This window comes from Escherichia sp. 20412-1, from assembly GCF_003027595.1.
In the GTDB taxonomy this organism is placed as follows: Bacteria; Pseudomonadota; Gammaproteobacteria; order Enterobacterales; family Enterobacteriaceae; genus Escherichia; species Escherichia marmotae.
In genome coordinates, this window is the sequence record NZ_PYQM01000007.1 from 57,799 (window position 1) to 78,184 (window position 20,386).

Annotated in this window: 16 protein-coding genes, 2 tRNA genes and 1 pseudogene; 14 read left to right on the forward strand and 5 right to left on the reverse strand. The window is 51.0% G+C overall.

The window, feature by feature from the left end; translation table 11 throughout:
* The first annotated feature begins 108 nt into the window (after positions 1–108).
* Both secG and C7B16_RS07400 read left to right on the forward strand, forming a co-directional pair.
* Positions 109–441: a preprotein translocase subunit SecG gene (secG, locus tag C7B16_RS07395; protein ID WP_001517162.1), complete on the forward strand. Its 333-nt coding sequence runs from the start codon at positions 109–111 to the stop codon at positions 439–441.
* Between the two features lie 13 nt (positions 442–454).
* Positions 455–541: transfer RNA gene (locus C7B16_RS07400), tRNA-Leu, on the forward strand.
* 65 nt (positions 542–606) lie between these two features.
* Here C7B16_RS07400 and C7B16_RS07405 read toward each other — a convergent pair.
* Together C7B16_RS07405 and argG are read right to left on the reverse strand one after the other, a co-directional pair.
* Positions 607–1,559, reverse strand: a pseudogene (locus C7B16_RS07405) (helix-turn-helix domain-containing protein).
* Between the two features lie 182 nt (positions 1,560–1,741).
* Positions 1,742–3,085 carry an argininosuccinate synthase gene (gene argG / locus C7B16_RS07410; RefSeq protein ID WP_001517161.1) on the reverse strand — a complete coding sequence of 448 codons (1,344 nt, stop codon included), beginning with the start codon at positions 3,083–3,085 and terminating at the stop codon, positions 1,742–1,744.
* Positions 3,086–3,432: 347 nt separating this feature from the next.
* Here argG and C7B16_RS07415 point away from each other — a divergent pair.
* The 12 genes from C7B16_RS07415 (at position 3,433) to mtr (ending at position 17,143) form a co-directional block, all read left to right on the forward strand.
* Positions 3,433–3,509: transfer RNA gene (locus C7B16_RS07415), tRNA-Met, on the forward strand.
* Positions 3,510–3,715: 206 nt separating this feature from the next.
* Positions 3,716–4,168 (forward strand): ribosome maturation factor RimP, encoded by a 453-nt coding sequence (gene rimP / locus C7B16_RS07420; protein ID WP_001300397.1) that lies wholly within the window; start codon positions 3,716–3,718, stop codon positions 4,166–4,168.
* A gap of 27 nt (positions 4,169–4,195) precedes the next feature.
* Positions 4,196–5,683, forward strand: coding sequence for a transcription termination factor NusA (gene nusA / locus C7B16_RS07425; protein ID WP_107179531.1), 1,488 nt, complete (start codon positions 4,196–4,198; stop codon positions 5,681–5,683).
* A gap of 24 nt (positions 5,684–5,707) precedes the next feature.
* On the forward strand, positions 5,708–8,380 hold the full coding sequence (gene infB / locus C7B16_RS07430; RefSeq protein ID WP_105270059.1) for a translation initiation factor IF-2: 2,673 nt from the start codon (positions 5,708–5,710) through the stop codon (positions 8,378–8,380).
* Between the two features lie 162 nt (positions 8,381–8,542).
* Positions 8,543–8,944 carry a 30S ribosome-binding factor RbfA gene (gene rbfA, locus C7B16_RS07435; RefSeq protein ID WP_001040205.1) on the forward strand — a complete coding sequence of 134 codons (402 nt, stop codon included), beginning with the start codon at positions 8,543–8,545 and terminating at the stop codon, positions 8,942–8,944.
* A complete protein-coding gene (gene truB / locus C7B16_RS07440) occupies positions 8,944–9,888 on the forward strand; it encodes a tRNA pseudouridine(55) synthase TruB (protein ID WP_000089692.1) in 945 nt (314 codons plus the stop codon). Before rbfA ends, truB begins: the two co-directional genes overlap by 1 nt.
* 148 nt (positions 9,889–10,036) lie before the next feature.
* Positions 10,037–10,306, forward strand: coding sequence for a 30S ribosomal protein S15 (gene rpsO / locus C7B16_RS07445; RefSeq protein ID WP_000059469.1), 270 nt, complete (start codon positions 10,037–10,039; stop codon positions 10,304–10,306).
* A gap of 247 nt (positions 10,307–10,553) precedes the next feature.
* On the forward strand, positions 10,554–12,689 hold the full coding sequence (pnp, locus tag C7B16_RS07450; protein WP_000933928.1) for a polyribonucleotide nucleotidyltransferase: 2,136 nt from the start codon (positions 10,554–10,556) through the stop codon (positions 12,687–12,689).
* 108 nt (positions 12,690–12,797) lie between these two features.
* Positions 12,798–13,682: a lipoprotein NlpI gene (gene nlpI, locus C7B16_RS07455; protein WP_000802080.1), complete on the forward strand. Its 885-nt coding sequence runs from the start codon at positions 12,798–12,800 to the stop codon at positions 13,680–13,682.
* Between the two features lie 106 nt (positions 13,683–13,788).
* Positions 13,789–13,869, forward strand: coding sequence for a protein YrbN (yrbN, locus tag C7B16_RS07460; protein WP_010723222.1), 81 nt, complete (start codon positions 13,789–13,791; stop codon positions 13,867–13,869).
* On the forward strand, positions 13,862–15,745 hold the full coding sequence (deaD, locus tag C7B16_RS07465; protein WP_107179532.1) for an ATP-dependent RNA helicase DeaD: 1,884 nt from the start codon (positions 13,862–13,864) through the stop codon (positions 15,743–15,745). The genes yrbN and deaD overlap by 8 nt, the downstream gene beginning before the upstream one ends.
* 153 nt (positions 15,746–15,898) lie before the next feature.
* Positions 15,899–17,143 (forward strand): tryptophan permease, encoded by a 1,245-nt coding sequence (gene mtr, locus C7B16_RS07470; RefSeq protein WP_001517158.1) that lies wholly within the window; start codon positions 15,899–15,901, stop codon positions 17,141–17,143.
* Positions 17,144–17,272: 129 nt separating this feature from the next.
* Here mtr and C7B16_RS07475 read toward each other — a convergent pair whose 3' ends face one another.
* The 3 genes from C7B16_RS07475 to ubiU form a co-directional block, all read right to left on the reverse strand.
* A complete protein-coding gene (locus C7B16_RS07475) occupies positions 17,273–18,280 on the reverse strand; it encodes a luciferase-like monooxygenase (RefSeq protein WP_107179533.1) in 1,008 nt (335 codons plus the stop codon).
* An 80-nt stretch (positions 18,281–18,360) separates the two neighbouring features.
* Positions 18,361–19,239: a U32 family peptidase gene (locus C7B16_RS07480; protein WP_001517156.1), complete on the reverse strand. Its 879-nt coding sequence runs from the start codon at positions 19,237–19,239 to the stop codon at positions 18,361–18,363.
* 8 nt (positions 19,240–19,247) lie between these two features.
* Complete coding sequence (gene ubiU / locus C7B16_RS07485; RefSeq protein ID WP_107179534.1) at positions 19,248–20,243, reverse strand: ubiquinone anaerobic biosynthesis protein UbiU; 996 nt, start codon at positions 20,241–20,243, stop codon at positions 19,248–19,250.
* Positions 20,244–20,386: the final 143 nt, after the last annotated feature.

Genomic DNA, 20,386 nt, shown 5'->3' on the forward strand with positions numbered 1-20,386 from the left:
ATTCGCTTTGGTTAGTATTCACACCCGCTTCAGTGGGAAAGATTAAATTATCCCGCTTTATTGGTTGAAGCATTGGTACGCGGCAACTCCGCAAGGAACAGGTTGATTATGTACGAAGCTCTTTTAGTAGTTTTCCTTATTGTAGCAATTGGCCTTGTTGGTCTGATCATGCTGCAGCAAGGTAAAGGCGCTGATATGGGAGCCTCCTTCGGAGCAGGCGCTTCCGCTACGCTGTTTGGTTCAAGTGGTTCTGGTAACTTCATGACCCGTATGACGGCTGTGCTGGCAACGTTGTTCTTCATCATCAGTCTGGTGTTGGGTAATATCAACAGTAATAAAACCAATAAAGGTAGCGAATGGGAAAATCTGAGTGCTCCGGCGAAAACCGAACAGACTCAGCCTGCTGCTCCGGCTAAGCCGACCAGCGATATTCCGAACTAAGAGTAGTATCTGTGCTGAGGTGGTGGAATTGGTAGACACGCTACCTTGAGGTGGTAGTGCCCTAACGGGCTTGTGGGTTCGAGTCCCATCCTCAGTACCAATATTCCGAAAGAAAGACGCTGAAAAGCGTCTTTTTTCGTTTTTATAAGTTAAACATTCTGATAGTTATTTCCCCACCCGTAAGTCTGTTTCATCCAGTTTGAAATCTGTAATTTCTAACTTTTGCATTATTAACGGAAGCACCTGGTGAATTATTCTCATACCAGTAAGGATCTCGTTCATGTATATATCAGGATGAATGCGAGATTTATTGAAATCGAAACTTTCGGCTTCTGCTGCAACGCTAAGTTGGTCAGCAGTGTTATAAACCATATCCAGAAGTTCGGCTCTTAACGGGATTCCCGCCCTGAATGCCATCATCTTGAGTTGATTCAACCAATTTTCGTAGTCTTTTTGAACTTTATAACGAAACTGTTTAATGTTTGACGCAATAGGAGTATCAATTTCAATTTTGCATGCGGCAAGTGATATCAATGAACTCTGAATATTGATGGCTTCGTTGGAATAGACATCTAAATCATCATCCTGAACTAACTCATCAACATATGCTATGTAGAATCCATAAACGTCATTCAGAGCATGGTAAATATCATTGATTACGGAACAATGAGCGTTGCTCTCTATGACCTCCCAAAAAGCCTCTTTATGATCAGCATTTTTGCCGTCAATATTAAGTTCTTTGGGAAAGGAAAGAGGTGAAGGAAAACCTATGCGGTTCAACACATCTATTGTTTCTTCAACCAAAAAGCCATCTTCGTCAGTAAGAGGTCGTGTTATATAACCCGTTTCAGAGTCTTCCATAGCTTGTTGAGCAAGAAAATGGATAAGTCGATCCCATTTCTCAGCATTCTCGACTGAGCCCGCCCATTCAACTAGTTGAGGAGAGTAATGCCCTATTTGTGTAATATCTCTGAATTTTTTTCCATGTCAGTAGACATATGTTCCCCTTTTTTCCACTTGCTAATTTGTGTTGAGGAAACACCTAACTGGTTTGCTAAATCTTTTTGGGTACATTTCAGAGTATGTACTGCGAGGCGTACAAAATATTCACCATTCATTGGTCATTCCTTTTACTGAGCATGAAAGAATAAAGTAAAAATAGAATGGACTGATATTTACTTTATTTAATTTGAATTTTACTTTAACTCCGAAACCGGACATGTGAATCCCAAGCGTGGCCACATTCTCTTAGCCGTAAAAAAAGGCCGCAATGGCGGCCTTTAGCACGAACTCTCTGAAATTACTGACCTTTGTTTTCCAGATTCTCAACCTGCGGCACGCCCGAAGCGGCAGAAGAGGAGAGCAGGCCAGTTTTGGCATAACCGAAAAGTTTCTCGCGGGTGTCAGTGATATCCAGGTTACGCATGGTCAGTTGACCAATACGATCGTCTGGTGAGAACACTGAGTCACCTTTTTCCATTGTCAGACGCTCTGGCTTATAAGTCAGGTTGTCAGAGACAGTATTGAGGATGGAGTAGTCGTTACCGCGACGCAGTTCCAGGGTAACTTCACCTGTAATCTGGCTGGCAACCCAGCGTTGCAGGGAGTCTCGTAGCATCAGCGCCTGGGAGTCGAACCAACGCCCCTGATACAGCAGACGTCCCAACTGGCGACCATGCGCGTGATATTGCTCAATGGTGTCTTCGTTGTGAATACCGGTCAGCAGACGTTCATAAGCGATATGCAGCAGAGCCATCCCCGGAGCTTCGTAGATACCACGGCTTTTCGCTTCGATGATACGGTTTTCGATCTGGTCGCTCATGCCCAGGCCGTGACGGCCACCAATGCGGTTGGCTTCAAGCATCATTTCTACATCGTCGCTAAAGGTTTTACCGTTTAGCGCTACCGGATGCCCCAGCTCAAAACGTACCGTGACTTCTTCTGCCGGGATCTTCACGCTCTCGTCCCAGAATTTCACACCCATAATCGGGTTGACGATTTTGACGCTGGAGTTGAGGTATTCCAGATCTTTCGCTTCGTGCGTCGCGCCGAGCATGTTGGAGTCTGTGGAGTAGGCTTTTTCAACCGACATTTTGTAGTCGAAACCGCAGGCAATCATAAATTCAGACATTTCATGACGACCGCCTAACTCATCAATAAAGTCAGTATCAAGCCACGGTTTGTAAATCTGCAATTCGGCGTTGGTAAGCAGGCCGTAACGATAGAAACGTTCGATATCGTTTCCTTTATAGGTGCTGCCATCACCCCAGATGTTAACGCCATCTTCTTTCATCGCAGCAACCAGCATGGTGCCGGTTACGGCGCGGCCCAGTGGCGTGGTGTTAAAATAGGTCAGACCGCCGGTGGTGTTATGGAAAGCACCACACTGAATAGCGGCAATACCTTCAGCCACCAGTTGTTTGCGGCAGTCGATCAGACGAGCGTTCTCCGCGCCGTATTCCATGGCTCGACGAGGGATCGCATCATAATCCTCTTCGTCTGGCTGGCCCAAATTTGCAGTATATGCATAAGGGACAGCTCCCTTTTGTCGCATCCACAGCAGTGCGGCACTGGTGTCCAGACCGCCAGAAAAAGCGATACCAATACGTTGACCTACCGGGAGATGCTTGAGAATCGTCGTCATAAAATAACACCCTGCTTGATTAACTAATGATGAGCCTGTATTTCTGCTCTAACTGAATTTTTATGCAAAATAAATGAGTTTTCATTTAATCATCTTTTATCTGAGACAGGAAGAGTTTAGTGTGTTTTTTGTAAAATAATGCGCTTAAGAGAGGTAAGGAGAGGATGAAAGTATTCAACAAATGAAAGTGAACTGGATATCCATTCACATGATTAGCAATAAATGTTGACAAAATGTGGCGTGGATCACTATAATGGCCGCAGATTTTACGTCCCGTCTCGGTACACCAAATCCCAGCAGTATTTGCATTTTTTACTCAAAACAAGTAGAATTTGCCACGTTTCAGGCGCGGGGTGGAGCAGCCTGGTAGCTCGTCGGGCTCATAACCCGAAGGTCGTCGGTTCAAATCCGGCCCCCGCAACCACTTTCCCTTAGAGTTCTTTTTCAAATATACTGTGAAGACTTCGGCCTTCGTAGTGGGATTTGAAAAAATCCTTCTGGAAAGTGCTCCAGACCGCATTTGCGGTTATAGGGTTCAGTTATATAAAGCCCCGATTTATCGGGGTTTTTTGTTATCTGACTACAGAATAACTGGGCTTTAGGCCCTTTTTTTATGTCTTGGGGGTGGGCTTGTCCACATTAGAGCAAAAATTAACAGAGATGATTACTGCGCCAGTTGAGGCCCTGGGTTTTGAACTGGTTGGCATCGAGTTTATTCGCGGTCGCACATCCACACTGCGCATCTATATTGATAGTGAAGATGGCATCAATGTTGATGATTGTGCTGATGTGAGCCACCAGGTAAGTGCTGTGTTGGATGTTGAAGATCCCATCACCGTTGCTTATAACCTGGAAGTCTCCTCACCGGGTCTCGATCGCCCACTGTTCACGGCTGAACACTACGCCCGTTTTGTCGGAGAAGAGGTCACTCTGGTACTCCGTATGGCGGTACAAAACCGTCGTAAATGGCAGGGCGTTATCAAAGCGGTAGACGGTGAAATGATCACAGTTACCGTCGAAGGTAAAGATGAAGTGTTCGCGCTGAGTAATATCCAGAAGGCGAACCTGGTTCCCCACTTTTAATAGTCTGGATGAGGTGAAAACCCCGCGATGAACAAAGAAATTTTGGCTGTAGTTGAAGCCGTCTCCAATGAAAAGGCGCTGCCTCGCGAGAAAATTTTCGAAGCGTTGGAAAGCGCGCTGGCTACAGCAACCAAGAAAAAATATGAACAAGAGATCGACGTCCGCGTACAGATCGATCGCAAAAGCGGTGATTTTGACACCTTCCGTCGTTGGCTGATTGTTGATGAAGTCACTCAGCCAACTAAAGAAATCACCTTTGAAGCCGCGCGTTATGAAGATGAAAGCCTGAACCTGGGCGATTACGTTGAAGATCAGATTGAGTCTGTCACCTTTGACCGTATTACGACCCAGACGGCAAAGCAGGTTATCGTGCAGAAAGTTCGTGAAGCCGAACGTGCGATGGTTGTTGATCAGTTCCGTGAACACGAAGGTGAAATCATCACCGGCGTGGTGAAAAAAGTAAACCGCGATAATATCTCTCTGGATCTGGGCAACAATGCTGAAGCTGTGATCCTGCGTGAAGATATGCTGCCGCGTGAGAACTTCCGCCCAGGTGACCGCGTTCGTGGCGTGCTCTATTCTGTTCGCCCGGAAGCGCGTGGTGCGCAACTTTTCGTTACCCGTTCCAAGCCAGAAATGCTGATCGAACTGTTCCGCATTGAAGTGCCGGAAATTGGCGAAGAAGTTATTGAAATTAAAGCAGCGGCTCGCGATCCGGGATCTCGTGCGAAAATCGCGGTGAAAACCAACGATAAACGTATCGATCCGGTAGGTGCTTGCGTGGGTATGCGTGGTGCACGTGTTCAGGCTGTTTCCACTGAGCTTGGCGGCGAGCGTATCGATATCGTCCTGTGGGATGATAATCCGGCGCAATTCGTTATTAACGCGATGGCACCGGCAGACGTTGCTTCTATCGTGGTGGATGAAGATAAACACACCATGGATATCGCTGTTGAAGCCGGTAACCTGGCGCAGGCGATTGGGCGTAATGGTCAGAACGTGCGTCTGGCTTCGCAGTTGAGTGGTTGGGAACTTAACGTAATGACCGTTGACGACCTGCAAGCTAAACATCAGGCGGAAGCGCACGCAGCGATCGACACCTTCACCCGTTATCTCGACATTGACGAAGACTTCGCCACTGTCCTGGTAGAAGAAGGCTTCTCGACTCTGGAAGAACTGGCCTACGTGCCGATGAAAGAGCTGCTGGAAATTGAAGGCCTTGATGAGCCGACTGTTGAAGCACTGCGCGAGCGTGCTAAAAATGCACTGGCCACCATTGCACAGGCCCAGGAAGAAAGCCTCGGTGATAACAAACCGGCTGACGATCTGCTGAATCTTGAAGGGATGGATCGTGATTTAGCATTCAAACTGGCCGCCCGTGGCGTTTGTACGCTGGAAGATCTCGCCGAACAGGGCATTGATGATCTGGCTGATATCGAAGGGTTGACCGACGAAAAAGCCGGAGCACTGATTATGGCTGCCCGTAATATTTGCTGGTTCGGTGACGAAGCGTAATAAACTGTAGCAGGAAGGAACAGCATGACAGATGTGACGATTAAAACGCTGGCCGCAGAGCGACAGACCTCCGTGGAACGCCTGGTACAGCAATTTGCTGATGCAGGTATCCGGAAGTCTGCTGACGACTCTGTGACCGCACAAGAGAAACAGGCTTTAATTGACCACCTGAATCAGAAAAATTCAGGGCCGGACAAATTAACGCTGCAACGTAAAACACGTAGCACCCTTAACATTCCTGGTACCGGTGGAAAAAGTAAATCGGTACAAATCGAAGTCCGCAAGAAACGCACCTTTGTGAAACGCGATCCGCAAGAGGCTGAACGCCTTGCAGCGGAAGAGCAAGCGCAGCGTGAAGCGGAAGAGCAAGCCCGTCGTGAGGCAGAAGAATCGGCCAAACGCGAGGCGCAACAAAAAGCTGAACGTGAGGCCGCAGAACAAGCGAAACGTGAAATCGCTGAACAAGCAAAACGTGAAGCTGCGGAAAAAGACAAAGTGAGCAATCAACAAGACGATATGACTAAAACCGCCCAGGCTGAAAAAGCCCGCCGTGAGCAGGAAGCTGCAGAGCTTAAGCGCAAAGCTGAAGAAGAAGCACGTCGTAAACTCGAAGAAGAAGCACGTCGCGTTGCTGAAGAAGCACGTCGTATGGCGGAAGAAAACAAATGGACTGATAACGCGGAACCGACTGAAGATTCCAGTGATTATCACGTTACCACCTCTCAACATGCTCGCCAGGCAGAAGACGAAAGCGATCGTGAAGTCGAAGGCGGTCGTGGCCGTGGCCGTAACGCGAAAGCAGCACGTCCGAAGAAAGGCAATAAACATTCTGAATCTAAAGCTGATCGCGAAGAAGCGCGCGCAGCAGTACGTGGTGGTAAAGGCGGAAAACGTAAAGGTTCTTCGCTGCAGCAGAGCTTCCAGAAACCAGCTCAGGCTGTTAACCGTGACGTCGTGATTGGTGAAACCATCACTGTTGGCGAACTGGCTAACAAGATGGCGGTTAAAGGCTCTCAGGTCATCAAAGCGATGATGAAGCTGGGTGCAATGGCAACCATCAACCAGGTCATTGACCAGGAAACCGCACAGTTAGTTGCCGAAGAGATGGGCCACAAAGTTATCCTGCGTCGTGAAAACGAACTGGAAGAAGCGGTAATGAGTGACCGTGATACAGGTGCTGCGGCTGAACCGCGTGCACCGGTTGTGACCATCATGGGACACGTTGACCACGGTAAAACTTCTCTGCTGGACTATATTCGTTCAACGAAAGTGGCTTCTGGTGAAGCGGGTGGCATTACCCAGCACATCGGTGCATACCACGTTGAAACTGAAAACGGCATGATCACCTTCCTGGACACCCCGGGGCACGCCGCGTTTACTTCAATGCGTGCACGTGGTGCGCAGGCAACTGACATCGTAGTTCTGGTTGTTGCTGCAGATGACGGCGTAATGCCGCAGACCATCGAAGCAATCCAGCACGCGAAAGCGGCAGGTGTGCCTGTGGTGGTTGCAGTGAACAAAATCGATAAGCCAGAAGCCGATCCGGATCGCGTTAAAAACGAACTGTCTCAGTACGGCATCCTGCCGGAAGAGTGGGGCGGTGAAAGCCAGTTCGTACACGTATCTGCAAAAGCGGGTACGGGTATCGACGAACTGCTGGATGCGATCCTGCTGCAGGCCGAAGTCCTGGAACTGAAAGCCGTACGTAACGGGATGGCGAGCGGTGCGGTCATCGAATCTTTCCTCGATAAAGGTCGTGGTCCGGTTGCAACTGTACTGGTACGTGAAGGTACTCTGCACAAGGGTGACATCGTTCTGTGTGGCTTCGAATACGGTCGTGTTCGTGCAATGCGTAACGAACTGGGTCAGGAAGTACTGGAAGCAGGTCCGTCCATTCCGGTGGAAATCCTCGGCTTGTCCGGTGTTCCGGCAGCGGGTGATGAAGTTACCGTTGTACGTGACGAGAAGAAAGCACGTGAAGTTGCACTGTATCGTCAGGGTAAATTCCGTGAAGTTAAACTGGCGCGTCAGCAGAAATCTAAACTGGAGAACATGTTCGCCAACATGACTGAAGGCGAAGTTCATGAAGTGAACATCGTTCTGAAGGCTGACGTACAGGGTTCTGTAGAAGCGATTTCCGACTCCTTGCTGAAACTGTCTACTGACGAAGTAAAAGTGAAGATCATCGGTTCTGGTGTAGGTGGTATCACCGAAACCGACGCGACCCTGGCGGCTGCATCCAACGCGATTCTGGTTGGCTTCAACGTCCGTGCTGATGCCTCTGCGCGTAAAGTGATTGAGGCTGAAAGCCTGGATCTGCGTTACTACTCCGTCATCTATAACCTGATCGATGAAGTGAAAGCGGCGATGAGCGGTATGCTCTCTCCGGAACTGAAACAACAGATCATCGGTCTGGCGGAAGTTCGCGATGTGTTCAAATCACCGAAATTTGGTGCCATCGCAGGTTGTATGGTTACCGAAGGTGTGGTTAAACGTCACAACCCGATCCGCGTTCTGCGCGACAACGTGGTTATCTACGAAGGCGAGCTGGAGTCCCTGCGCCGCTTCAAAGATGACGTTAACGAAGTCCGTAACGGTATGGAGTGTGGTATCGGCGTTAAGAACTACAACGACGTGCGCACTGGCGATGTGATCGAAGTGTTCGAAATCATCGAGATTCAGCGTACGATTGCCTAAGGTTGATTGGGTGTAGGCCGGATAAGGCGTTTGCGCCGCATCCGGCAGCCGTTGCCTGACGCGACGCTCGTGCGTCTTATCAGGCCTACGTGAACAGCCCTTCCACCTGAAATTAATTTTAAAAAGGGGCTTATGGCCCCTTTTTTGTCAGGAGAATTTATTATGGCGAAAGAATTTGGTCGCCCGCAGCGCGTAGCGCAGGAAATGCAAAAAGAGATCGCTCTCATCCTGCAACGCGAAATTAAAGATCCTCGTCTGGGCATGATGACCACCGTTTCCGGTGTCGAGATGTCTCGTGACCTGGCCTATGCCAAAGTGTATGTAACTTTCCTCAACGACAAAGATGAAGATGCGGTAAAAGCGGGCATCAAAGCGTTGCAGGAAGCCTCCGGCTTTATCCGCAGCCTGCTTGGTAAAGCGATGCGCCTGCGTATCGTGCCGGAACTGACCTTCTTCTACGACAACTCACTGGTTGAAGGGATGCGTATGTCAAACCTGGTGACCAGTGTGGTTAAGCATGACGAAGAACGTCGTGTTAATCCGGACGACAGCAAGGAGGACTAATGAGTCGTCCTCGTCGTCGCGGCCGCGACATTAACGGCGTTTTGTTGCTGGATAAACCGCAGGGTATGTCCAGCAACGATGCGCTGCAAAAAGTGAAACGCATTTATAACGCCAATCGTGCTGGACATACCGGCGCGCTGGACCCGCTGGCGACCGGCATGTTGCCGATTTGTCTCGGGGAAGCGACGAAGTTTTCCCAGTACCTGCTGGACTCTGATAAACGTTATCGGGTGATTGCGCGTCTTGGACAGCGTACTGATACTTCTGACGCAGACGGACAAATCGTTGAGGAGCGCCCGGTAACCTTTAGTGCAGAGCAACTGGCGGCGGCACTCGATTCATTCCGTGGCGATATTGAACAAATCCCTTCGATGTATTCTGCGCTGAAATATCAGGGTAAAAAACTGTACGAGTACGCGCGTCAGGGCATTGAAGTGCCTCGTGAAGCACGACCGATTACCGTTTATGAGTTGCTGTTTATTCGTCACGAAGGCAATGAACTGGAGCTGGAAATTCATTGCTCAAAAGGCACCTATATCCGCACCATCATTGATGACCTGGGTGAAAAACTTGGCTGTGGCGCACATGTGATTTATCTGCGCCGTCTGGCTGTAAGCAAATATCCGGTTGAACGAATGGTGACTCTGGAACATCTGCGTGAACTTGTCGAGCAAGCCGAACAGCAGGGTATTTCGGCGGCACAATTACTTGATCCATTACTGATGCCAATGGACAGTCCAGCTTCGGACTACCCGGTGGTGAATCTTCCGCTAACGTCTTCTGTTTACTTCAAAAATGGTAACCCGGTTCGTACATCCGGTGCGCCACTGGAAGGACTGGTTCGTGTTACAGAAGGTGAAAACGGTAAGTTTATCGGTATGGGCGAAATTGACGATGAAGGCCGCGTTGCGCCTCGTCGCCTGGTGGTTGAATACCCGGCGTAATGCTATCCATCTTGCGATAACAGGTCGCTACGAGTAGAATACTGCCGCTTAACGTCGCGTAAATTGTTTAACACTTTACGTAACGTACACTGGGATCGCTGAATTAGAGATCGGCGTCCTTTCATTCTATATACTTTGGAGTTTTAAAATGTCTCTAAGTACTGAAGCAACAGCTAAAATCGTTTCTGAGTTTGGTCGTGGTGCAAACGACACCGGTTCTACCGAAGTTCAGGTAGCACTGCTGACTGCACAGATTAACCACCTGCAGGGCCACTTTGCAGAGCACAAAAAAGATCACCACAGCCGTCGTGGTCTGCTGCGCATGGTTTCTCAGCGTCGTAAACTGCTCGACTACCTGAAACGTAAAGACGTAGCACGTTACACCCAGCTCATCGAGCGCCTGGGTCTGCGTCGCTAATTCTTGCGAGTTTCAGAAAAGGGGGCCTGAGTGGCCCCTTTTTTCAAGCTGATGGCAGCAATTCACTGGAAACTAATGTATTGTTGCTATGAATGATCTTCCGTTGCAGAGGTTCGCGCGGCTAATGAGAGGCTTTACCCACATCAGGCTGGGTTAGGGTTGTCATTAGTCGCGAGGATGCGCAGAAGATCGGGTATTAACACCAGTGCCGTTAAGGTGCTGTCTAAGAAAGAGAAAGGATATTACATTGCTTAATCCGATCGTTCGTAAATTCCAGTACGGCCAACATACCGTTACACTGGAAACTGGCATGATGGCGCGTCAAGCCACTGCCGCAGTTATGGTTAGCATGGATGACACCGCGGTATTCGTTACCGTTGTTGGCCAGAAAAAAGCCAAACCAGGTCAGGACTTCTTCCCTCTGACCGTTAACTATCAGGAGCGTACCTACGCTGCTGGTCGTATCCCGGGTAGCTTCTTCCGTCGTGAAGGCCGTCCAAGCGAAGGCGAAACCCTGATCGCGCGTCTGATTGACCGCCCGATTCGCCCGCTGTTCCCGGAAGGCTTCGTCAACGAAGTTCAGGTTATCGCCACCGTGGTTTCTGTTAACCCGCAGGTTAACCCGGATATCGTTGCGATGATTGGTGCTTCCGCAGCACTGTCTCTGTCTGGTATCCCGTTCAATGGTCCGATTGGTGCTGCTCGCGTGGGTTACATCAATGACCAGTATGTACTGAACCCAACTCAGGATGAGCTGAAAGAGAGCAAACTGGATCTGGTTGTTGCCGGTACTGAAGCCGCTGTGCTGATGGTTGAATCTGAAGCAGAACTGCTGAGCGAAGACGTCATGTTGGGCGCAGTGGTGTTCGGTCATGAACAGCAGCAGGTTGTTATTCAGAACATCAATGAACTGGTGAAAGAAGCCGGTAAACCGCGTTGGGACTGGCAGCCGGAGCCGGTAAACGAAGCGCTGAACGCGCGCGTTGCTGCACTGGCTGAAGCTCGTCTGAGCGATGCTTACCGCATCACCGACAAACAAGAGCGTTATGCACAGGTTGATGTCATCAAATCTGAAACCATCGCTACGCTGCTTGCTGAAGACGAAACCCTGGACGAAAACGAACTGGGTGAAATTCTGCACGCTATCGAGAAAAACGTTGTTCGTAGCCGCGTACTGGCAGGCGAACCGCGTATCGACGGTCGTGAAAAAGATATGATCCGTGGTCTGGATGTGCGCACAGGCGTGCTGCCGCGTACTCACGGTTCTGCGCTGTTTACCCGTGGTGAAACTCAGGCGCTGGTTACCGCAACACTGGGTACTGCACGTGACGCACAGGTTCTTGATGAACTGATGGGCGAACGTACTGACACCTTCCTGTTCCACTACAACTTCCCTCCGTACTCCGTAGGCGAAACCGGCATGGTCGGTTCTCCGAAGCGTCGTGAAATTGGTCACGGTCGTCTGGCGAAGCGCGGCGTGCTGGCAGTAATGCCGGATATGGACAAATTCCCGTACACCGTACGTGTTGTGTCTGAAATCACCGAATCCAACGGTTCTTCTTCTATGGCTTCTGTGTGCGGTGCGTCTCTGGCGCTGATGGACGCAGGTGTGCCAATCAAAGCCGCTGTTGCGGGTATCGCAATGGGGCTGGTGAAAGAAGGCGACAACTACGTTGTACTGTCTGACATTCTGGGTGACGAAGACCACCTGGGCGATATGGACTTCAAAGTTGCGGGTTCCCGTGACGGTATCTCTGCACTGCAGATGGATATCAAAATTGAAGGTATTACCAAAGAGATCATGCAGGTTGCGCTGAACCAGGCTAAAGGTGCGCGTCTGCACATCCTGGGCGTAATGGAACAGGCGATCAACGCGCCGCGTGGCGATATCTCTGAGTTCGCTCCGCGTATCCATACCATTAAGATTAACCCGGACAAGATTAAAGACGTTATCGGTAAAGGCGGTTCTGTAATCCGTGCTCTGACTGAAGAAACCGGCACCACTATCGAAATCGAAGATGACGGTACTGTGAAGATCGCCGCGACCGACGGCGAGAAAGCAAAACACGCTATTCGTCGTATCGAAGAGATCACTGCAGAAATCGAAGTGGGTCGCGTCTACAATGGTAAAGTGACCCGTATCGTTGACTTTGGCGCATTTGTTGCCATCGGCGGCGGTAAAGAAGGTCTGGTACACATCTCTCAAATCGCTGACAAGCGTGTTGAGAAAGTGACTGATTACCTGCAGATGGGTCAGGAAGTTCCGGTAAAAGTTCTGGAAGTTGATCGCCAGGGCCGTATCCGTCTGAGCATTAAAGAAGCGACTGAGCAGTCTCAACCTGCTGTAGCACCGGAAGCTCCGGCTGCTGAACAGGGCGAGTAAGGTTGCCATTTGCCCTCCGCGTTGACGGGGGGCTTTTAACCGGGCAGGACGCCTTGTTAGCAACCGGGAACAGGACGTTCATTCAACCGTGGTCTTCGGGAGTGGGAAATGAAGCCTTTTTTGCGCTGGTGTTTCGTTGCGACAGCACTTACGCTTGCAGGATGCAGTAATACTTCCTGGCGTAAAAGTGAAGTCCTCGCAGTACCATTGCAACCGACTTTACAGCAGGAAGTGATTCTGGCACGTATGGAACAGATCCTTGCCAGTCGGGCTTTAACCGATGACGAACGCGCGCAGCTTTTATATGAGCGCGGAGTGTTGTATGATAGTCTCGGTCTGAGGGCATTAGCGCGTAACGATTTTTCGCAAGCGCTGGCAATCCGACCGGATATGCCTGAAGTATTCAATTACTTAGGCATATATTTAACGCAGGCAGGCAATTTTGATGCTGCCTATGAAGCGTTTGATTCTGTACTTGAGCTTGATCCAACTTACAACTACGCGCACTTGAATCGCGGGATCGCATTATATTACGGCGGTCGTGACAAGTTAGCGCAAGATGATCTGCTGGCGTTTTATCAAGACGATCCCAATGATCCTTTCCGTAGTCTGTGGCTTTATCTCGCTGAGCAGAAGCTCGATGAGAAGCAGGCTAAAGAAGTGTTGAAACAGCACTTCGAAAAATCGGACAAGGAACAGTGGGGATGGAACATTGTCGAGTTCTACCTGGGCAACATTAGCGAACAAACGTTAATGGAAAGGCTCAAGGCGGACGCAACGGATAACACCTCGCTCGCTGAGCATCTCAGTGAAACCAACTTCTATTTAGGTAAGTACTACCTAAGTCTGGGGGATTTGGACAGCGCCACGGCACTGTTCAAACTGGCGGTTGCCAACAACGTTCATAACTTTGTTGAGCACCGATACGCATTGTTGGAATTATCGCTCCTGGGCCAGGACCAAGATGACCTGGCAGAATCGGACCAGCAATAGCTGACGTACACATCAGCCCGTAATCTTATTTGATTGCCATCACCTTAACGGGTGAGGGCGTTGTTGTTCGTTAATACACCTACTTTGAGCCGGTTCACACTTTTCAATGAAAATTGCTGATCAATTTCATGATGAGTTATGTAGACTGGCCGCCATTAATTTTGAGGCACACGTACTACATGGCTGAATTCGAAACCACTTTTGCAGATCTGGGCCTGAAGGCTCCTATCCTTGAAGCCCTTAACGATCTGGGTTACGAAAAACCATCTCCAATTCAGGCAGAGTGTATCCCACATCTGCTGAATGGCCGCGACGTTCTGGGTATGGCCCAGACGGGGAGCGGAAAAACTGCAGCATTCTCTTTACCTCTGCTGCAAAATCTTGATCCTGAGCTGAAAGCACCACAGATTCTGGTGTTGGCACCGACCCGCGAACTGGCGGTACAGGTTGCTGAAGCAATGACGGATTTCTCTAAACACATGCGCGGCGTAAACGTGGTTGCCCTTTACGGCGGCCAGCGTTATGACGTGCAATTACGTGCCCTGCGTCAGGGGCCGCAGATCGTTGTCGGTACTCCGGGCCGTCTGCTGGACCACCTGAAACGTGGCACTCTGGATCTCTCTAAACTGAGCGGTCTGGTTCTGGATGAAGCTGACGAAATGCTGCGCATGGGCTTCATCGAAGACGTTGAAACCATTATGGCGCAGATCCCGGAAGGTCATCAGACCGCTCTGTTCTCTGCAACCATGCCGGAAGCGATTCGTCGCATTACCCGCCGCTTTATGAAAGAGCCGCAGGAAGTGCGCATTCAGTCCAGCGTGACTACCCGCCCTGACATCAGCCAGAGCTACTGGACTGTCTGGGGTATGCGCAAAAACGAAGCGCTGGTACGTTTCCTGGAAGCGGAAGATTTTGATGCGGCGATTATCTTCGTTCGTACCAAAAACGCGACTCTGGAAGTGGCTGAAGCCCTTGAGCGCAGCGGTTACAATAGTGCTGCCCTGAACGGTGACATGAACCAGGCACTGCGTGAGCAGACTCTGGAACGTCTGAAAGATGGTCGTCTGGATATCCTGATCGCGACCGACGTTGCGGCCCGTGGCCTGGACGTTGAGCGTATCAGCCTGGTGGTTAACTACGATATCCCGATGGATTCCGAGTCTTACGTTCACCGTATCGGTCGTACCGGTCGTGCGGGTCGTGCGGGTCGTGCGCTGCTGTTCGTTGAGAACCGCGAGCGTCGTCTGCTGCGCAACATTGAACGTACTATGAAGCTGACCATTCCAGAAGTAGAACTGCCGAACGCAGAACTGCTGGGCAAACGCCGTCTGGAAAAATTTGCTGCTAAAGTACAGCAGCAACTGGAAAGCAGCGATCTGGATCAATACCGTGCACTGCTGAGCAAAATTCAGCCGACTGCAGAAGGTGAAGAGCTGGATCTCGAAACTCTGGCTGCCGCACTGCTGAAAATGGCACAGGGCGAACGTACTCTGATCGTGCCGCCAGATGCGCCGATGCGTCCGAAACGTGAGTTCCGTGACCGTGATGATCGTGGTCCGCGCGATCGTAACGACCGTGGCCCGCGTGGTGACCGTGAAGATCGTCCGCGTCGTGAACGTCGCGATGTTGGCGATATGCAGTTGTACCGCATTGAGGTGGGGCGTGATGATGGCGTTGAAGTTCGTCATATCGTTGGCGCAATTGCTAACGAAGGTGACATCAGCAGCCGTTACATCGGTAACATCAAGCTGTTTGCTTCTCACTCCACCATCGAATTGCCGAAAGGTATGCCGGGTGAAGTGCTGCAACACTTTACGCGTACCCGTATCCTCAACAAGCCGATGAACATGCAACTGCTGGGCGATGCACAGCCGCAAACTGAACGTCGTGGTGGTGGTCGTGGTGTCAGTGGCGAGCGTCGTGAAGGCGGTCGCAACTTCAGCGGTGAACGCCGTGAAGGTGGTCGTGGTGATGGTCGTCGCTTCAGTGGCGAACGTCGCGAAGGCCGTGCACCGCGTCGTGAAGAGTCTACCGGTCGTCGTCGTTTCGGTGGCGATGCGTAATTCGCGCTGATCAGCGAATACATTCTGTAAAATAATATATACAGCCCTAATCATATCGATTGGGGCTTTTTTTATTTCTTTTGTACTCGCGTACTGGTACAGTGCAACACATAACAACGCAGTCGCACTATTTTTCACTGGAGAGAAGCCCTTATGGCAACACTAACCACCACCCAAACGTCACCGTCGCTGCTTGGCGGCGTGGTGATTATCGGCGGCACCATTATTGGCGCAGGGATGTTCTCCTTGCCCGTGGTCATGTCCGGGGCGTGGTTTTTCTGGTCAATGGCGGCGCTAATCTTCACCTGGTTTTGTATGCTGCATTCCGGATTGATGATTTTGGAAGCTAACCTGAATTATCGAATCGGTTCGAGCTTCGATACCATCACCAAAGATTTGCTGGGCAAAGGCTGGAATGTCGTCAACGGTATCTCTATTGCCTTTGTGCTCTACATTCTGACCTACGCCTATATTTCTGCCAGCGGTTCTATTTTGCATCACACCTTCGCGGAGATGTCGCTGAATGTTCCGGCCAGAGCGGCAGGTTTTGGTTTTGCACTGTTGGTGGCGTTTGTGGTGTGGTTGAGCACCAAAGCAGTCAGCCGTATGACGGCGATTGTGTTGGGAGCGAAAGTTATTACATTCTTCCTCACCTTCGGTAGCTTGCTGGGGCATGTGCAGCCTGCGACATTGTTCAACGTTGCGGAAAGCAATGCGTCTTATGCACCGTATCTGCTGATGACACTACCGTTCTGTCTGGCGTCGTTTGGTTATCACGGCAACGTACCAAGCCTGATGAAGTATTACGGCAAAGACCCGAAAACCATTGTGAAATGTCTGGTGTACGGTACGTTGATGGCGCTGGCGCTGTATACCATCTGGTTGCTGGCGACGATGGGCAACATTCCGCGTCCGGAGTTTATTGGCATTGCAGAGAAGGGCGGAAATATTGATGTGCTGGTGCAGGCATTAAGCGGTGTGCTGAACAGTCGTAGTCTGGATCTGCTGCTGGTAGTGTTCTCAAACTTTGCGGTAGCGAGTTCGTTCCTCGGCGTAACGCTGGGCCTGTTCGACTATCTGGCGGATCTGTTTGGCTTTGATGATTCGGCATTGGGGCGCTTTAAAACGGCACTGTTGACCTTTGCGCCACCTGTCGTTGGTGGCCTGCTGTTCCCTAACGGATTTCTCTACGCCATTGGTTATGCTGGTTTAGCTGCTACCATCTGGGCGGCAATTGTTCCGGCTCTGCTGGCCCGCGCATCGCGTAAACGCTTTGGCAGCCCGAAATTCCGCGTCTGGGGCGGCAAACCGATGATCGTTCTGATTCTGCTATTTGGTATTGGCAATGCATTGATCCATATTTTATCGAGCTTTAATTTGCTGCCGGTGTATCAGTAATCATCTGTGCCTTATCCGACATTTCTGCTGCCTGCACAATGCCTGATGCGCTTCGGTTATCAGGTCTACGTAGGGCGGCGTTGCCAGGTCGGATAAGGCTTCCCGCCGTATCCGACAAAATAAAACACACTATCCCAGTAAATCTTCCTTCACATCCATCGCCAGTTCAAACGAATGCAGCCGCGCCTGGTGGTCGAAAATCTGCCCGTTAACCATAATCTCATCAGCGTCGGTTTCGCGCAGGATCGACTGTAAACCGTGACGCACTTTCGCTGTATCGCCCACCAGCGACATACTCAGCGCCTGCTGCACGCCATACTGCTCGGACGGCGACCAGAACTGATCCATATTCTGAATCGGTGGTGGCAGTTGCCCGGTTTCACCGCGGCGTAGCTTCACAAAGGCTTGCTGCATCGAGGTAAACAGGAATTCAGCGTCGCGGTTGCTATCAGCGGCGATGATATTGATACACACCATTGCGTACGGTTTCTCCAGTCGTGCGGAGGGTTTGAAGTTGCTGCGATAAAGTTGTAGTGCCTGGAACAGCATATCCGGCGCGAAGTGTGAGGCAAAGGCAAACGGCAGGCCGAGCTGCGCCGCCAGTTGTGCGCTGTAAAGGCTGGAGCCTAATAACCACACCGGGATTTTCTCGCCATAGCCTGGCACCGGGCGTACATGTGGATTGGGATCACGAGCGTCAAACCAGTCCACCAGCTCAGCAACATCGCGGGGGAAATTATCAATATCACCACTCATATGGCGACGCAGCGCCATCATTGTTCGCTGATCGCTACCTGGAGCACGACCCAGCCCCAAATCGATTCGACCCGGATAGAGCGTATTGAGTGTGCCGAACTGTTCTGCAATTACCAACGGTGAATGGTTAGGTAACATCACGCCGCCGGAACCCAGATGCAGCGTGGTGGTATTCGCTGCCAGATAGCCAATCAACACCGATGTCGCCGCACTGGCAATGCCGGTCATATTGTGATGTTCCGCCAGCCAGTAGCGATGATAGCCGCGCTTTTCAGCCAGACGAGCCAGGTCCAGAGAGTGGGAGAACGCTTCTCGCGCCGTTGAACCTTCGGGGATGGGGGCCAGATCGAGTAGCGAAAACGGAATGGTTTTATCAGTCATAACAGCTCACTTTGTTACCGATTAATCTTTAATACTGCATTAAAGAGTAGTTAAAGTTGTTAACAAAGTGAGCTATTTACTTACGCTTGCAGTTCCAGCCCTGCCAGCCGTTTCCAGTAACCGTTGCAGTCGCTATTAGCCGTTAACGGCAGCGGCGCAGCGCCATTTTCATTGGCGCGGAAGGCGTCGAGCATAGCAAAAGTGTCTGTGCCCTGCGGTGACAGGCGAACCACATCGACCAGCCCCTGCATTGACGCCAGCTCGTTACCGAGGTTGTAAACATAGCCGCTCATGGTCTGAATGCCGTTGAGCACAAACACCTGCTGATCTTCCTGTGACAGCACGTTGCGCCCGTTCGGATATTTAATGCAGCAGGTTTCGCACTCATCTTTCGGGCGATCCTCCGAGCGTGCGGTGAAGCAGCGGGCTGAGTACGCCAGCGGCAGATGGCCGTAGCTCAAGACTTCCACTTCAAACTGGTTGCGAATACCCAGTTCATCACACTGATTGAGCAGATTCACCAGCCAGTCGCGGGAAAGTTCTACCGGCATACACCAGCGCATCATGCCCTGTTTGAGCAATATTTTCAGCGTCACTGCGTTGTAGCAGTTCAGCGCATGCCCGGCGACGAACGGGAGTTTGCGTTCGGCGCACATATTCACCACGCCGAGATCGCTGGCTTCAATCAGAAACTCGCCGTTCTCAACATAGCGTTTCAGTTCGCCCAGCTCGGAAGAGGCCTGTACCAGCGCCAGCGTGGAGAGCACAATCTGCTTGCCACTTCCGGCGAGCGATTTTGCCATCTCCAGCCAGTCGCCAACTTTCGTTGCCCGACGCTTGCTGCATACCGCTTCACCAAGATAAATCACGTCGGCGCTGCTGGTGGCGGCCTGCTGATAAAATTCTTCCAGCGTCTCTTTTGGCCAGTACCACAGCACTGGCCCTAAGGAATATTTCATTGCTTTTCTCACTGCCATTTACGGTGATATGCGCCAAGGGTGGTTTGCGTGCCTTCGGACATCGACCCGAGCGTCTCCATCCACGCGTTTTGTGGCACGAAGTTTTGCGGATCGGCCTTACAACGGTCGATAGCCTGACGCCAGACTTTCGCCACCTGGCTGACATACGCCGGGCTACGCTGGCGGCCTTCGATTTTCACCGAAGCAATATTCACCGCCATTAGCTCAGGCAGCAGTTCCAGGGTATTGAGACTGGTTGGTTCTTCCAGTGCGTGATAGCGCTCGCCGTCCACCAGATAACGCCCTTTACACAGCGTCGGATAACCTGCGTTTTCGCCGTCCTGATAACGGTCGATCAGCACCTCGTTAAGGCGGGATTCCAGCCCCTGCGGCGTTTGTTGCCAGCGCACGAAGCGGGCAGGAGAACACGCACCCACGGTGTTGGGCGACTCACCGGTCAGATACGACGACAGATAGCAACGTCCTTCCGACATAATGCACAGGCTGCCGAAAGCAAAGACCTCCAGCGGAACTGGCGTGACCCGTGCCAGTTGTTTCACCTGGTGAATCGACAGTACGCGTGGTAGCACCACGCGGGCGACATCAAAATGGCGATGATAAAAGTTAATTGCCTCTTCATTGGTCGCTGAAGCCTGCACCGACACGTGACGCTCAATATGTGGGTAACGCTCGGCGGCGTACTCCAGCATGGCAAGATCGGCAAGGATCAGCGCGTCGGCACCCAGTTGTGCCGCCATATCCACGGCACGTTGCCAGCGGGCGTAGCCGTCCGGGTGCGCAAAAGTGTTAATCGCGATGTGAAGTTTGCGGCGATGTTGATGGACAAAACTCACCGCTTCCTGCAATTTTTTCTCGGTAAAGTTAAGGCCGGCGAAGTGACGGGCATTGGTATCATCTTTTAGCCCGATATAAACAGCATCTGCGCCGTTTTCGATGGCCGCCTTAAGCGCCGGGAGATTTCCGGCAGGGCAGAGCAGCTCCATAATTTTTCCTGAAGGTTGCGCTATCAAAACGCAAAAATGTTAACGAACTGGGATTTTAGTTAACCTTGCTGCGACAATTTTTGATTTAAGGCAGTTAAAGTTGTATTGGTGGTAGCAGCAATTTCATATGGAATTGTTGATTT

Bases quoted from the DNA above. Each gene is read 5' to 3' on its own strand.
- secG (WP_001517162.1), top strand. From the start codon at position 109: ATGTACGAAGCTCTTTTAGTAGTTTTCCTTATTGTAGCAATTGGCCTT.
- argG (WP_001517161.1), bottom strand. From the start codon at position 3,085: ATGACGACGATTCTCAAGCATCTCCCGGTAGGTCAACGTATTGGTATC.
- nusA (WP_107179531.1), top strand. From the start codon at position 4,196: ATGAACAAAGAAATTTTGGCTGTAGTTGAAGCCGTCTCCAATGAAAAG.
- infB (WP_105270059.1), top strand. From the start codon at position 5,708: ATGACAGATGTGACGATTAAAACGCTGGCCGCAGAGCGACAGACCTCC.
- rbfA (WP_001040205.1), top strand. From the start codon at position 8,543: ATGGCGAAAGAATTTGGTCGCCCGCAGCGCGTAGCGCAGGAAATGCAA.
- truB (WP_000089692.1), top strand. From the start codon at position 8,944: ATGAGTCGTCCTCGTCGTCGCGGCCGCGACATTAACGGCGTTTTGTTG.
- rpsO (WP_000059469.1), top strand. From the start codon at position 10,037: ATGTCTCTAAGTACTGAAGCAACAGCTAAAATCGTTTCTGAGTTTGGT.
- nlpI (WP_000802080.1), top strand. From the start codon at position 12,798: ATGAAGCCTTTTTTGCGCTGGTGTTTCGTTGCGACAGCACTTACGCTT.
- yrbN (WP_010723222.1), top strand. From the start codon at position 13,789: ATGAAAATTGCTGATCAATTTCATGATGAGTTATGTAGACTGGCCGCC.
- deaD (WP_107179532.1), top strand. From the start codon at position 13,862: ATGGCTGAATTCGAAACCACTTTTGCAGATCTGGGCCTGAAGGCTCCT.
- mtr (WP_001517158.1), top strand. From the start codon at position 15,899: ATGGCAACACTAACCACCACCCAAACGTCACCGTCGCTGCTTGGCGGC.
- C7B16_RS07475 (WP_107179533.1), bottom strand. From the start codon at position 18,280: ATGACTGATAAAACCATTCCGTTTTCGCTACTCGATCTGGCCCCCATC.
- C7B16_RS07480 (WP_001517156.1), bottom strand. From the start codon at position 19,239: ATGAAATATTCCTTAGGGCCAGTGCTGTGGTACTGGCCAAAAGAGACG.
- ubiU (WP_107179534.1), bottom strand. From the start codon at position 20,243: ATGGAGCTGCTCTGCCCTGCCGGAAATCTCCCGGCGCTTAAGGCGGCC.